A 13963-nucleotide genomic window follows, 5' to 3' on the forward strand; every position below is an offset into this window, starting at 1 on the left:
ATACCACTAAACGAAATTTAAAAGTAATTTTTATGATAATTCGCCTCTCAATGAAGTTTCAAAAATAGTTTTGAAAACATTAGGGGAAACTTTTTGACCAATAAGGTACATCAGCTTGGTTATTGCTGTTTCGGTTGTAATATCTTTCCCAGAGATTACTCCTATTTTTTTCATGGAAGTACTCGTTTCATAATGTCCCATACTGACACTTCCGGCCGAACATTGTGTTACATTCACGATATGCAATCCTGATTTTATTGCTTTTTTCAAGGCATTGATAAACCATTCATCTGTTGGAGCATTTCCGGCTCCATACGTTTCCAGCACAACCCCTTTTAAATTCGGGATATTGAAAATTGCCGTCAAAACATCTTCATTAATTCCTGGAAACATTTTCAAGATGACCACATTTGGATCCAGATCTTTATGAACCACTAGTTTTTTGGAATTGGTTTTAGACAAAAACAATTCCTTATTGAGCTTGATATGGACACCTGATTCCGCCAACGGAGGATAATTGGGAGACATAAAAGCATTGAAATGTTCAGCATTGATTTTGGTTGTTCGGTTACCTCTATATAGTTTGTATTCAAAATAAAGGCAAACTTCCCCAATAACTGGTTTGTTTTTATACTGCAAAGAAGCAATTTGAATAGCGGTAATCAAATTCTCTTTCGCATCTGTTCTCAAATCCCCAATTGGCAACTGAGAACCTGTAAACACTACTGGTTTTGCCAAGTTTTCGAGCATAAAGCTTAAGGCTGAAGCCGAATAGGACATCGTGTCTGATCCATGAAGTACCACAAAACCATCAAACAAAGCATATTTCTGCTCAATAATCGATGCTATTTTTTGCCATTTCTCTGGATTCATATTCGAGGAATCGATTGGATGCTCGAAAGAATGGGTTTCAATTTCACAATCGAGCTGCTTCAACTCGGGAATCCTTTGCAACAATTTACTGAAATTGAAAGCTTTCAAGGCTCCCGTTTCAAAATCCTTCATCATTCCAATGGTTCCTCCTGTATAAATCAGAAGAATATTGGGTCTTGAAAAAGTCCCTGATTTGGAGGCTAAGGGACTTTTAGATTGCATTTTCGTATTTTGATTTGTTCACCACCGGATTAGCATACATGGCTAAAAAACCTTGCATTTCAACCGGATTATCTTCATCGATTCTAATCTCTAACCTTCTTTCGAAAAGTGATTTTTCCTTTTCAGTATATAAATGAGCATACTTGTTGGTTTTGTTCAAAATATCATAAGCGATATAATTCGTAGGCCAAAGCTTGTAACTGTTTAGGATAGAATCATCTATGGCTTGTGCCAATGCCTGAATTTGCTTATTCGAATTATCAAAATTTGCTTTGATTTCGTCTATTTCTTGGTCTAAAACTTCTCCAACATGAATATGTATTCTTTTTTTCTGGCCCATGATACCACTTAATAGCGTCATGAAATCTTCATTTTTTTCCTTGATGTAAATTTCATTATTGGCTTCAGCCATCAATTGTGGCATTTTTAATGCATCCGTAGGATCATATTCATAGGAAATCGAAACCGGAACAATCTTTACCTTCTTGAAATAATCCATCAAATTGGCTTCATCAGATCCCATGGCAAGCATTTTCAAAACACCTTGATGTGTAGCGTCATTGCCATCTTTTGTTCTTCCTTCACGTTGGGCTATCCAAACCGAGCGGTTTTCGCGTAGCAAAAGTTGTCCAATATATTCCGACAACAATTTAGAACTTTGCAACAATTCCCTTGGCGGAAGACCTCTCAAAACCAAAAAGTTACGGTTCAATTTAGATAACGTATAAAGAAACGATTTCTTCACCAAATTGTCACCAATTGCCGAAGCTGTCATGATCAAACCATGATCAAAAAGACAAGCATTGAGCAAGGAAGTATCTAAAATGATATCCCTATGGTTTGAGATATAAAGATAGGAAGTGTTTTTATCTAACTTCTCAAAGCCAGATGTAGTAAGGCCTTCAGACGTTTTTTGGAGCACCTGAGTCAATGCCTGGTAAATAAAATTGCATTGAAAATCCCGAATAGAGTGCGTTTTTTTGAGTTGTTCTTTCCAAACCTCATCCTCCACATCTGGAAAAGCAAAATTCATCAGAGCCTTCATCATCGGGTGGTGCACCACCTTCTGGATTGCTTCATTTATTTCCGAATCATAAAACGGCCGAATTGCGTCAAATTGCTGCATTTTTTTAGTTTAAAATTGGTAGAACAAAAGAACAAAATTTTATTGACATGCTTGTTCTCTTTTGATTAAATCCCGAAAATTGCCTTTGAATTTTCGGTTGTAATTTCCGCAATTTTATTGGGAGTTACTTTATAGATTTCGGCTAATTTAGTTATAACATTCACGATATAGCTGCTTTCATTTCTTTTTCCGCGATAGGGAATTGGAGCCAAATAGGGCGAATCGGTTTCTAAAACAATGTGTTTCAAATCGATTTTATCCAAAAACTGATCTATTTTTCCGTTCTTGAAGGTTACGACTCCGCCAATTCCGAGTTTCATATTGCAGGAAATTGCCTGCAAAGCCTGTTCATAATTACCCGTAAAGCAATGAAAAATGCCCCATAATTCGGACGACTTTTCTTCTTCTAAAATTTCGAAGACTTCGTCAAAAGCATCCCTGCAATGAATATTGATGGGCAATTTATACTGTTTTGCCAATTGAATTTGTCGTCTAAAGGCAAATTGCTGTTCCTTCAAATGGGTCTTGTCCCAAAACAAATCGATCCCGATTTCGCCAACGGCATAAAACTTCTTCTTAGACAATTCCGTTTCGACAAATGCAAGCTCTTCAAGATAATTTTCCTTTACATAGGTAGGATGCAAACCCATCATCAGAAATACATTTTCGGGATAATCGGCTTCCATCTGATACATTTTATCGGTATAAGAAGAATCGATCGAAGGCACAAATATTCGGGTAACACCATTATCAAAAGCACGTTGCATCATGTCCTTTCGGTCGTGGGCAAATTCTTCACTGTAAATATGGCTATGGGTATCGGTAATGGTCATATTTAAATATAAAGTTGCAAAGATACAAAGTTGCCCAAAAAGAAAGGCTTTCCCTCACGAATATAAAGTTTTAGGGTAGTAATTCTAATTTCAACTATTTAAAAATTCAATCTATGCCTCAAACAGACAGTCTTATACCTCAAAGAAACTGTATTGTGCCTCAAACGAACAGAACTATGCCTAGAATGAACAAAACTATGCCTAGAATGAACAGAACTACGCCTCAAACGAACAGAACTATGCCCAAAACGAACAGAACTATGCCTCAAACAGACAAAATGTGTGCTCAAACAGACACTTTTATAAAAACAGTGCTTTCAAGATAGTATGACACTACTATCCTACAAGTTGATGCATAAATGCTACTTGAAAGATTTAGTATTTAATTTTGAAATATTTGAAACCAATTGCGTTATTTTTACTTTCTTTAAAAAAAACAACTGCTTTCATTTACGTTTATGAAGAAAATACAAGAACTCCTCAAGAAGGAAAACTATAAGAAGATAAAATTTAAGGTGACCAAAACGCAGCACCTGTTGATAAAAGCTGAGATTAATGGCATTAAGGGAAATTTCATTCTCGACACGGGAGCTTCAAACAGTTGTGTAGGGTTTGAATGTATCGAACTTTTTACATTAGTTGCCAAAAAGTCAAAAACAAAGGCAGCGGGAGCGGGAGCCGTAGGGATGCTGACACAGGTTTCGGAGAAAAACAGGTTGAAGCTGGGAATGTGGAAATGGCCGAGTTTCGACCTCATCATCTTTGATTTATCACATGTCAATCAGGCATTGGAGCAACATAAAACAAAGCCGGTACAAGGGATTATTGGAGCCGATGTTTTGTTAGAAGGGAAGGCAATTATTGACTACTCGAATAAATATTTGTATTTGAGAAAGCTCTAATTACAACACCATCAGGTTACAACCCCGAATATCAGAATGATCAAAACGTCCCAATACTTCGAAAGAATTGTTGGGATATTTTTTGCCCAAATCCTGTGTGGCGATAAAGGAACAGGAGTTTATATTGGCCAAATCGATAACGTTGATACCTCCTGTTTTTCCGTTTTCTACATACGTCAAGGCGTCTTCGGTATCGCGAATGAGAATGTTCATCCAGGACGGGCATTCGAAAATTCCGTTTCCGAGGGAATAGGCTTGCGACAATAGCTCGGTCATTCCATACTCCGAATGTATGGCTGTAACGCCAAATCCTTTGCAAAGTTGGTCGTGCAATTCCTCCCGAATCATTTCCTTTCGCCTGCCTTTCATGCCACCCGTTTCCATAATGATGGTATTATTGAAATTGAACTTTCGCTTTTCTATCAAATCCAACAAGGCATAAGTAACCCCAATCAGTATTACATTTTGTTCTTGACTTTCGAGTTCGATTAACTTCTCGATCAATTCATCATGGTTATGCAAATAAAAACCGCTGTTTTCGTTATTTGATAGCTTGATAAGATCCTCCACCATATAAATCAGTGATGAACCTTGACGCTCCAGATAGGACGGAAGCAACGCCAAAACGGCATAATCCTCGATGTTGCCATAGAATTCAGAAAAAGCTTTCCGATAGCTTTCTTCGTAAAGCGTAACATCAGTAACCAGATGACGGCTTGTAACCATTCCTGTAGTTCCACTGCTTGTGAATATCTCCTGAACTGGATTTTCATCCGAAAGTACCTCGTGACTCTTGAAAAACTGGATGGGCAGGAACGGTATTTCCTGTAATGCTTTCACACTTCCCTTCTCTACTTTCAATAATTCACAAAACTGACGGTAAACGGCATTGTTGTCATATTGAAAACGAAACACCTTGAGGGCGATCTTTTCAAATTGCTTTTGGCTGGAAATGTTGAAGATGTCAGGAGTTGGGATCAAGTTTTTTTTTTTGCAAAAGTAAGAAAATAAAAAAAGCTCCAACGGTGTTGGAGCTTTTAGAGATTTTAAATTTAATTTTAGCTTTTGATTAGCTTTTCTGAATGAATCTTTCCATCAGTAGTTTCAACTGATAAATATACATTCCTTTTGAAAAATTACTGTTATAAAATCTATAGATTTGACTGTTTTCAGCTTTTATAGTAGTAATCATTTTACCTTCGATTGAAAAAACTTTTAATTGATGCTTCAGAATCTAGCATATAGGTTTGTAAATATTTCTAGTTTCATCTTCAATACCCTTTTTTCTAAATTAATAATTACTTTTGATTAAAATAGAATTATAATTATTTGCATGAAAGTATACAAAGTCCTTAAATTAAATCATTTAATAAAAAGTCATCGCATAAAATTCTTGGGATTATGGTTTCTAAACATGGCTAATAAAAGAACCATAGCTGTTTTTTTAGACCCTGTTTTAGCATGTAATTTTCGTTGTAAAATGTGCAATTTTAGTAATGACAGCTATGTTAAAGAAAAGATGAAAGGGATTTTGAAAGAAGAAGATCTTGAACAAATTGCAATGGCAAGTTTTAAAAATGCTTTAAAACTTCAAATAGGCTGTGCCGCCGAACCAACACTTTTTAACCATAACAAAAAGTTGATTGAAATAGCCAAACGGTATAAAGTCCCACATATTAGCATGGTTACCAATGGTAATCTATTGACAAATGAAAGTATAGTTGATTATGTAAATGCTGGGCTAAATGAATTTATTATCTCCGTTCATGGGGTGACGAAAAAAACGTATGAAAATTTTATGGAAAGAGGAAGTTTCGATTTATTTCATCAAACATTAGCCTTAATATCGGAACAAAAAAAGTCAAATCCCAAGTTGTTATTGCGTATAAACTATACTTTTAATGAAGATAATTTTTATGAATTGACAGATTTATTTACCTCATATAAGGACTATGCTATTGATGTTATACAGCTTAGGCCAATAGATAAGGTGGGCGAAGGTACAGTTTACAATAATTATAGTCTAAAAAAAATAGAAATTGATTATAAAACCATTTCTAATAAATTAAAAATAGAAGCAGAAAAAAGTGCGATTACTTTAATATATCCTAGTTCTATTAGCCGAAACGAACAGCAAACATCAATTGTAGCAACAGCAAACAATAGTAATTATTTAATGCCTTTTGTGTTTTGTTATATATCCCCAAGATTTTATTGGAAAGAAGGCTTTGATTATAAAAATGAAACTTTTTTAGAATGGAAAAAACGGACAGGCTGGAACAAAGTATTGTTTAAAAACATCTTTACTTCTAAAAATAAATTAGGATCAATGAATAGAAATATACTTAATTACTCTATTGATGTAAATTAGTATAATCCTAATATAGCCAAACACCATGAATTGGAGAATAAAAGCATCTTTACAAAAAATTTTAGCAGTAACCATGATAGGTGATAAGCTTAATCATCTGCCGGCTACTTTTAATAAAAACTACCATCGCAATGTGTTTTTATATCAAAGTCATGAATGCTTGCGAAAATTTAGTTATTGTAATTCTGTTATTAAAGAAAGAACGACTGCTTTAGAAATAGGGACAGGATATTCTATCCTATCTGCCGTTATATTGTCATTATTGGGGTTTAAAAAAGTCATCACGGTAGATATCACCCAAGACATTAGATTTTCAACATTTAAAAAACAGATAGGCTACATCGAAACGATGGAATTTCTAAATGAAATTTATTTAAAAAGCAGCTATACTAAAAGTGAAATAAATGACCTGATTGCCATAATAAAGAAAGAGAAATCATTTGCATCGCTTTTCGAGTCCTTAAACATCATTTATATCGCTCCCTATAGGTTTGACGATATTGAAAACCATTCGGATAGTTTTGACTATATTTCTTCGCAAGTGGTTTTAGAACACATACCGCCTGATGTCTTGGACACCCTATTTGAAAAAACTAAAAAGTGGTTAACGCAGGATGGCTTTGGCGTACATACAATAAATTTTATAGACCATTTCGCCAATCCTGGTTTTTTTCAAGACAAGTCCATTTCAGAGTTTAATTTTTTGAAATATTCTGATAAATATTGGTCCTTTTGGGCAGGTAATTCAATTGCATACACTAATAGGCTTTCTTATTTATATTATTTAGAACTTTGCAGCAAACACAACCTAACAGTAATTAATTTCATAGGAGAAAATTATAGGGATAGGGTTGAACTAAATATAAATTTAGTTCACAATGATGTCATTAAAAAATATAGAAACATAGCCAATCCTGATGAATTGACAAGATTTCAAAGAGGCACATTAATAATAAAGGAGTAATTCATTACTTTATTATTAATGTGCCTCAATAAAACAAAAAAGCCTCAACGTTACTTGAGGCTTTTGAAATATAGTTAAATTGGAATTATTTGATCACCAATTTTCTTGTAGCTGTTTTTCCTTCTTCAGTAATTTTAACGATATAAACACCTCCGTTTAAGTTAGAAACGTTTACTGTATTGTTAGTTGTAGCTTTCAATACTTGTTTTCCTAGTACATCGTAGATCACAACTTCTTTAGAAGAGTTTGCATCTGTGTTGATGTACAATTTTCCATCAACAACTGGGTTTGGATATACTTTTAAACCCTGGATTGAGTTAAATTTTCCAGTTGATAATACTGCAGCAAATGTTGTTGCAATTTCCAGATTGTCAACTTCTACAGATGGTGTTTCAGTTGGACTATCCTGTCTTAAAAAGAAACTAACAATAGAGGTCAAGTCAGAACCTGTATGAGTATCAGTCAATAGAGGAGATGCTTCATCATTAGTTGAAGGGTTTATCCACAATTTAGTTGTATCATCACTTGTTCCTTCTCCAAATGTATAAGCAACAACTACATCATAACTTGTTCCTGTGGTGTATGTATCAGTAGTGTAAGTAGTATTTGCTGCAGTACCAGTTCTAGTTTCAATACCTAAATTAAAAGTATTATCATCAACTCTCTTAGACCATAATGTTCCCCCAAAAGTTGTATTATTCTGTGCAAAACCAGCAAGATAACCTCCATTTGCTTCAGTTACACCAGCCATCGACAAAACAGTTAACGTAAACTTAAAGTAGATAGTTCCGCTTGATTGAGGAGTTATAAAAACTTGACAATCTGTACCTCCTCCATCAAATGCAACTTTAGTTCCATCTAATATTATATGATCAGTTGCGTTTGCAGTTCCAACAACAGACCAAGGTGCTGTTTCGTGTAAATTTCCCGCCGGATAGCTGAAAGTATCAGAAAATGGTAAAGAAACCTGTGCAAATCCAGTTGCCGTTATTGCAACAGCTAATAAAGTGTAAAGTTTTTTCATTTGTGTTTTTTTTAAAATTTTATAGTGCAAAGATAGGGAGTATTTTGCAAGTTTTTCAACATCCAATGTGAAAAAATTATTAAATTATAACATTTTAAGAAATCAAATTACTTCACTATCAGCTTTCTAGTGGCTGTAGCCTCTCCTTCTTTGATTTTAATGATGTAAACGCCAGGCGAAAGTGAAGCCACGTTCAACTCTTTTGCATTTACATTCAAAGAAGCTTGAAGTACTTTTTTTCCCAGAACATCATATATCGCAATTTCCTTGCTTTGTGAAGTCTTGGAAGTAATGTAGATTTTACCGTTGCTAACCGGGTTTGGGTAGAAACTCAATTCTTCTATAGCAGCAGTAGGTTGCTGTTTGTTTTCCTGAGCCACGAGCGGCGAAGCGAAACAGCATAGAAGCAAGAGGATGCTATAAAAGTAATTTTTAGTCATGGGTAACATTTGGTTAGGTCAAAGGTATAAAATAATTGCGAATTAAAAATTATGATTTAACTATAAAAGTTATACTAAAACACATTTTTTCTTTTAGTGGAAAGTCAAATACTGTACCAAAAAAAAAAAACATCCGCCGGATTGGCGGATGCTTCTATTTAACTTAAACCTAAATTTTTAATTATGGTAGGGTTTGAATTGGATTACAAACCTACTGTCCAACCAGCTGTCCAAGTAGGGATTCCTGAACCATTTCCAGCTCCTGTTGCGGTGTTATCTTCTGTAAAAATAGCAGCTACATCAACAACTGAAGCATCTGTTTTTGTCCCTTTAGATTTAGTTGTAACATCTTCAAATTTCACTTTTGTAGCTTTCAAGCTAGCTCCAACATATCCAACTCCTTCATCGTGTTGCACATCAAAACCAGTTTTCCAACCTTTCAATACTACGTTATCAAACATACCTTTAGTACCAACTCTCAATTTCATACCTTGAGATTCTGAACTTGTATCATTTGAACCAGCACCAATCAATGTGATGTTTTTAAGATTTGGGCTAGAGATTGGAGCTGCTAAGTGATTATTTGAGTTGTTATCAGCTTCGATTCCTCTGTTACCAGCATTAGTTCTGATACCATACCAGTTTTCACCAGTTCCAATCCATCCTTCTGTCCAGTCAAACAAATCATCACCAACGTTTGCACCTTTGCTAGTTACTACTAAATATTTAGCATTAACTGTACCACCAAACCATTCGAAACCATCATCAGAACCTTCATAAACCTGAACGTATTCGATAACTGTTTGACTTCCTACAGCAAAAAGAGAAAGACCGTTAAATTCTTTATCAGAAGAGTAAGAATATCCAGAATATTCAATTCTCAAATATTTGATAGATCCAGAAGTATCATTATTTACAGATCCACCATAAGTTAATTCTGAAACTTCTGCAGAAGCAGTAGTCCCTTTATTGATAGCAGCTTTTCCACAAAGTACTAGACCTCCCCATGCACCTGGAGCTTGTACAGCAGCAGTCATCACAACTGGGCTAGAAGCTGTTCCTTGAACATCGATCAAACCACCTTGAGCAACTGCGATATATCTAACTGATTCAAATTGGTTTGGATCTAATTGAGTAGCCTCAATTTTTACACCCGCTTTGATAGTAAGCTTTGCCCCATTATTAACTATAAGTTTTCCTGTAAGCTTATAAGTTCCTGACTCAAGGATTACCTCTCCGTCATTAATGTCTCCTTTAAGATCTTCTCTATTCAATACGAAAGAACTTGATGGACCATCATCATTATTACTTCCTGAATCATCGCTAGAACAAGATGTTGTAATTAGTGTTAGCGATAAAACTGCTAAACCGAAAATTTTTGAAATTGATTTTTTCATTTTTAAAAATATAAATTAGTTATGTTTTCTGATGCAAAAGTGCGAACCACAAGTTTCTTGAATGTTATCAACTTGTAATCTATTCGTTATATATACTTTACTTTAATGTTAAGAGCTTCAAGGCTTTTTAGAATTGGTAGTTGATACCCAATCCAAAAACAACACCTCTTTTATAACTTACAGCTGGAAGCGTTTCAGTAGCGTTTTCTTGAACTCTCTTAAACTCTGGATTTAGGATATTTCTAGCAGCCAAATCAATTCCGAGGTTTTTAGTGATTTTAGTTTTGAAAATAAAATCTAAAGTTCCCATTCCTTTGTCTACCAAGTTTCCTTTTTGTTCAACTCCAAGAGCATACAAACGATCAGAATAATGAGAGTAAGCTACAGTTGCAATAAATCCAGCATCTGTTGACCAGTTTCTAGCATACGATAAATCTGCATTTAAAATTAAATCTGAAGCCCCAGTAAAGCTTGATTCTGTATCTGTAATGTTTACATTTAATGTTCCCTCAGTATCAAGACGAACTTTTTCACTATCAATATCTTGATGTGTTTTCATATAAGAAGCATTCAATCCTGCTGATAACTTGTTGGTTAACTCGCTATCGATTTTGAAAATATTTTTTCTAATTTCAAATTCAGCACCCAATACATATCCTTGATCTCCAATGTTTACCCAAGAAATATCATTTGTTGATGAAGCAAGTGTAATTTCATTGATTGGATCTACGATATATTTTCCGAAAACCGTAACCGAGATAAGTTCTTCGGCCTTAGGGAACATTTCCCATTTTAAATCCAAGTTATAATCTTGTGATGGATATAAGTATGGATTACCAAATTTTACTTCTGTAATATCTTCATAAAGAAAAGGAGCTCTTTCTTTGAACTGTGGCAAGGTATAGGTTTTACTAGCTGCAAAACGTAGATTTTGCTTTTCGTTTAATTCATATTTTAAGATAAGGCTAGGCAAAAATTCATTTCTGTCAAAAGTATTTGTACCTCCATCACCATCTAACTGTGTTCTCCATTCAACACTCTGTTCCACTTTTTCATATCGCACTCCAAATACTCCACTTAGTTTTTGAGAAAGTTTGTATTCCAAATTAGCAAAACCAGCATGAATGTTTTGTTCTCCACTATAAGTTTGAGGTGTCATTCCTGCAAATGAACTAGTAGTAAACAAATCACCATAATTTTGCTGATTAAAAATTACATCTAACCCATTTGGGTCAACCGCAATTTGTTGAGCCTCTTGCGTCAATCCAAAATTGAATTGAATCGCTTCAAAATCACGTTTTTTAAATCTACCGTTATATCCTGCAGTTATTTTCCCTTTGGAATCTCCATTTTCATTGTCACCCAATTTGTAGGTCAAAGATAAATTTGCTGCCAGTTCATCTTCTGTCAAGTTTTGAAAATACCTGTGGTTATCAGTAACTGTTCTTTGAACTAAAGTATAGGCCTGAGTATCTCTAGTATAAAACATCTTGTTTTGAGTTCTGTCTGGCATATCACCTTTTACAGTATTGAAAGATGCACCCCAATCAAGTCCCAGCTTATCTGTCAATTTATGATTTCCTAATAACTGATTGATCATAATTGTATTCTGGATGAAAGTTGCTCTTTGAACCAAAAGATCAGCCTCTGAGTTATCAAAATCCCTGTCTTCTCCAAAATAAGTATCCCTAGACTGATCAGAAGAATTTACAAACAAGAAGTTATAACCAATTTTATGATCACTGTTAATGCGGTAATTAGCATTGAACATTCCTGTTGTATTTGTTTTGTAACTAAATCTTTCTTGTTGGAATGATTTCAAAGTTGCACCTTGAGCATTCAAACTTTGATTCAATCCTTCTCTTTGTTCAAAACCGCTATCGAAACTTGCTGTAGCAAAAAGGTTCAATTTTCCTTCTTCCCCAATTTCGAAAGATTCTCCAGCCTTCAACGAAATATTTCCTCCAAATGGAGCTTCTTTGGTTGGTGTCAAGCTGTTTTCAAAACTAAAACTTGTCAAAGGATCCTTAGGAACTCCATACGATACAAATCCTGTAGTTCTTGGGCCTCTTTGCAAAAGAAAGTCATTTTGTTTGTCAATTGCATTGCTATTGATTTTTGACCCCAAAGAGATCTCGAACATTCCTTTTCCTTTATAATCTTTAGAAGTAATATCTACATTTCCACCTGCAAAATCTCCAAAATTTCTAACGTTATAAACCTTATCAATAGAAATGTACTCTACAATATCAGTAGAAAATAAATCCAAGGCGATATTTTTTTTCTCAGGATCATTCGAAGGAATTGGAAGCCCGTTGATAGAAGTTGAATTGTATCGATCCCCAAGACCTCTAACAAAAACATTATTACTTCCTTCTTGTTTAGAGATACCTGAAGTTTTTGCTACAGCTGATGCAACATCACCAACACCTTTTCTAGACAATTCTTGTGCTCCAATATTTTGCTTAATCTCTACAGCATTCTTTTGCTCAATTAACAAAGAGGCTTCTTTTTGTCTGTTTACATTATTTGTAATCACAATATCCTCCAGCTTCACACTTCCTGAACCAATTGATTGATTTACAGTTGTAGTCTCGTTTGCCTTAACCGTAAAAGGAACCTCAACACTTTCATAACCTACAAAGCTGATTTGCAAAATATGATTTCCAGCTGCAACGTTAAGAGAATATTTCCCGTCCATATCAGTAGACATACCGATAGTTGTTCCTTTTATCATAACGTTAGCAAAAGGTAAAACTTCGTCATTCAGATCCTTATCTGTAATTGTTCCAGAAACCGTACCTTTGTTTTGCGAAAATGATGCAACACAGATAAATAATGTGATCAATAGAAATTTAAATTTCATTTTATTTGATTGTTAAAATTTTATGCAAAGGAAAGGCTGAGTTGTAAAGTTGATGTTACCGACTTATTACTATTAAGTATCCTAAAGATTACGCAATTGTTAAGAGATTAAATTATAGTTAACAGGTTTAAATCGCTTTTTTTTATATTTACATTTACATCCGCAAATCATAACATTTTGCTATCATGAAGAAAAAAGACATCAAGATTTTACTAGTAGATGACGAACAGGATATCCTTGAAATTGTAGGGTATAACTTGGCACAGGAAGGCTACCAAATCGTAACAGCTAGTAACGGTAAAGAAGCTATTCTAAAAGCGAAAAAAGAATTACCACAACTGATTATCATGGATGTAATGATGCCCGAAATGGACGGAATGGAAGCCTGTGAAAACATCCGAAAGATTCCTGAATTAGGCAACGTGATCATTACATTCCTTACGGCAAGAAGCGAAGACTATTCTCAAGTTGCAGGATTTGATGCTGGAGCGGATGATTATATCAACAAACCAATCAAGCCAAAATTGTTGGTTAGCAAAGTGAAAGCTTTATTGAGAAGATTAAAAGACGATGAACAAAATTCTGAAACTTTAAACGTTGGTGGAATCGAAATCAACCGTGAGGAATATAAAATCGTGAAAGACGATATTGAAATCGTTTTGCCAAGGAAAGAATTCGAATTGTTCTATCTTTTAGCTTCAAAACCTGGAAAAGTATTCAAAAGAGAAGAAATTTTGGATAAGGTTTGGGGAAATGAAGTAATCGTTGGCGGAAGAACTATAGATGTCCACATCCGTAAATTAAGAGAAAAAATTGGAGAAGACTTATTCAAAACCATCAAAGGTGTTGGATATAAATTCGAAGTTTAATCTAGTATTCAGTTTACAGTAACAGTTCGCAGTCATGGAACTGCAAATTTTAAATATCAGACTTTGAGCAACTAAG

13 protein-coding genes are annotated in these 13963 nt (G+C 34.6%); 4 read left to right on the top strand and 9 right to left on the bottom strand.

From position 1 onward, the window contains the following. Positions 1 to 30: 30 nt before the first annotated feature. From G508_RS0106750 to G508_RS0106760, 3 genes are all read right to left on the bottom strand, one after another. Positions 31 to 1095, bottom strand: coding sequence for an asparaginase (locus G508_RS0106750; RefSeq protein WP_051197487.1), 1065 nt, complete (start codon positions 1093 to 1095; stop codon positions 31 to 33). Then, entirely contained in the window at positions 1085 to 2221 is a 1137-nt protein-coding gene (locus G508_RS0106755) for a 1-acyl-sn-glycerol-3-phosphate acyltransferase (RefSeq protein ID WP_026704602.1), read from the bottom strand. The genes G508_RS0106750 and G508_RS0106755 overlap by 11 nt, the downstream gene beginning before the upstream one ends. Positions 2222 to 2286: 65 nt before the next feature. Continuing rightward, positions 2287 to 3054: a TatD family hydrolase gene (locus tag G508_RS0106760; protein ID WP_026704603.1), complete on the bottom strand. Its 768-nt coding sequence runs from the start codon at positions 3052 to 3054 to the stop codon at positions 2287 to 2289. A gap of 458 nt (positions 3055 to 3512) precedes the next feature. On the opposite strand from G508_RS0106760, the gene G508_RS0106765 reads away from it, so the two are divergent. Further along, positions 3513 to 3956 (top strand): retropepsin-like aspartic protease, encoded by a 444-nt coding sequence (locus G508_RS0106765; protein ID WP_026704604.1) that lies wholly within the window; start codon positions 3513 to 3515, stop codon positions 3954 to 3956. Here the strand turns inward: G508_RS0106765 and G508_RS0106770 are convergent, their stop codons facing one another. Together G508_RS0106770 and G508_RS20585 are read right to left on the bottom strand one after the other, a co-directional pair. Then, positions 3957 to 4937, bottom strand: a complete 981-nt coding sequence (locus G508_RS0106770; RefSeq protein ID WP_026704605.1) for a LuxE/PaaK family acyltransferase — start codon at positions 4935 to 4937, stop codon at positions 3957 to 3959. 88 nt (positions 4938 to 5025) lie between these two features. Continuing rightward, on the bottom strand, positions 5026 to 5190 hold the full coding sequence (locus tag G508_RS20585) for a T9SS type A sorting domain-containing protein (protein ID WP_407918633.1): 165 nt from the start codon (positions 5188 to 5190) through the stop codon (positions 5026 to 5028). A 180-nt stretch (positions 5191 to 5370) separates the two neighbouring features. On the opposite strand from G508_RS20585, the gene G508_RS0106775 reads away from it, so the two are divergent. Together G508_RS0106775 and G508_RS0106780 are read left to right on the top strand one after the other, a co-directional pair. Further along, positions 5371 to 6327: a radical SAM protein gene (locus G508_RS0106775; protein ID WP_169628016.1), complete on the top strand. Its 957-nt coding sequence runs from the start codon at positions 5371 to 5373 to the stop codon at positions 6325 to 6327. A gap of 25 nt (positions 6328 to 6352) precedes the next feature. Next, the gene (locus tag G508_RS0106780) at positions 6353 to 7291 is read left to right on the top strand and encodes a hypothetical protein (RefSeq protein ID WP_026704607.1); all 939 of its coding nucleotides are present in this window, start codon (positions 6353 to 6355) and stop codon (positions 7289 to 7291) included. Positions 7292 to 7376: 85 nt separating this feature from the next. Here G508_RS0106780 and G508_RS19495 read toward each other — a convergent pair whose 3' ends face one another. The 4 genes from G508_RS19495 to G508_RS0106800 form a co-directional block, all read right to left on the bottom strand. Continuing rightward, the gene (locus G508_RS19495; protein WP_157485895.1) at positions 7377 to 8315 is read right to left on the bottom strand and encodes a T9SS type A sorting domain-containing protein; all 939 of its coding nucleotides are present in this window, start codon (positions 8313 to 8315) and stop codon (positions 7377 to 7379) included. Between the two features lie 107 nt (positions 8316 to 8422). Continuing rightward, complete coding sequence (locus tag G508_RS0106790) at positions 8423 to 8755, bottom strand: T9SS type A sorting domain-containing protein (protein WP_026704609.1); 333 nt, start codon at positions 8753 to 8755, stop codon at positions 8423 to 8425. 203 nt (positions 8756 to 8958) lie between these two features. Beyond that, positions 8959 to 10152 (bottom strand): hypothetical protein, encoded by a 1194-nt coding sequence (locus tag G508_RS0106795; RefSeq protein WP_026704610.1) that lies wholly within the window; start codon positions 10150 to 10152, stop codon positions 8959 to 8961. Between the two features lie 127 nt (positions 10153 to 10279). Continuing rightward, entirely contained in the window at positions 10280 to 13018 is a 2739-nt protein-coding gene (locus G508_RS0106800) for a TonB-dependent receptor (protein WP_026704611.1), read from the bottom strand. Between the two features lie 185 nt (positions 13019 to 13203). Here G508_RS0106800 and G508_RS0106805 point away from each other — a divergent pair, with 185 nt between their 5' ends. Beyond that, positions 13204 to 13887, top strand: a complete 684-nt coding sequence (locus G508_RS0106805; protein ID WP_026704612.1) for a response regulator transcription factor — start codon at positions 13204 to 13206, stop codon at positions 13885 to 13887. Positions 13888 to 13963 lie beyond the last annotated feature (76 nt).

Origin of the sequence: Flavobacterium soli DSM 19725 (assembly GCF_000422705.1) — a bacterium.
GTDB lineage: Bacteria > Bacteroidota > Bacteroidia > Flavobacteriales > Flavobacteriaceae > Flavobacterium > Flavobacterium soli.

Coding starts and splice junctions, on each gene's coding strand:
- G508_RS0106750 (WP_051197487.1), bottom strand. CDS start 1,095: ATGCAATCTAAAAGTCCCTTAGCCTCCAAATCAGGGACTTTTTCAAGA.
- G508_RS0106755 (WP_026704602.1), bottom strand. CDS start 2,221: ATGCAGCAATTTGACGCAATTCGGCCGTTTTATGATTCGGAAATAAAT.
- G508_RS0106760 (WP_026704603.1), bottom strand. CDS start 3,054: ATGACCATTACCGATACCCATAGCCATATTTACAGTGAAGAATTTGCC.
- G508_RS0106765 (WP_026704604.1), top strand. CDS start 3,513: ATGAAGAAAATACAAGAACTCCTCAAGAAGGAAAACTATAAGAAGATA.
- G508_RS0106775 (WP_169628016.1), top strand. CDS start 5,371: ATGGCTAATAAAAGAACCATAGCTGTTTTTTTAGACCCTGTTTTAGCA.
- G508_RS0106780 (WP_026704607.1), top strand. CDS start 6,353: ATGAATTGGAGAATAAAAGCATCTTTACAAAAAATTTTAGCAGTAACC.
- G508_RS19495 (WP_157485895.1), bottom strand. CDS start 8,315: ATGAAAAAACTTTACACTTTATTAGCTGTTGCAATAACGGCAACTGGA.
- G508_RS0106790 (WP_026704609.1), bottom strand. CDS start 8,755: ATGACTAAAAATTACTTTTATAGCATCCTCTTGCTTCTATGCTGTTTC.
- G508_RS0106795 (WP_026704610.1), bottom strand. CDS start 10,152: ATGAAAAAATCAATTTCAAAAATTTTCGGTTTAGCAGTTTTATCGCTA.
- G508_RS0106800 (WP_026704611.1), bottom strand. CDS start 13,018: ATGAAATTTAAATTTCTATTGATCACATTATTTATCTGTGTTGCATCA.
- G508_RS0106805 (WP_026704612.1), top strand. CDS start 13,204: ATGAAGAAAAAAGACATCAAGATTTTACTAGTAGATGACGAACAGGAT.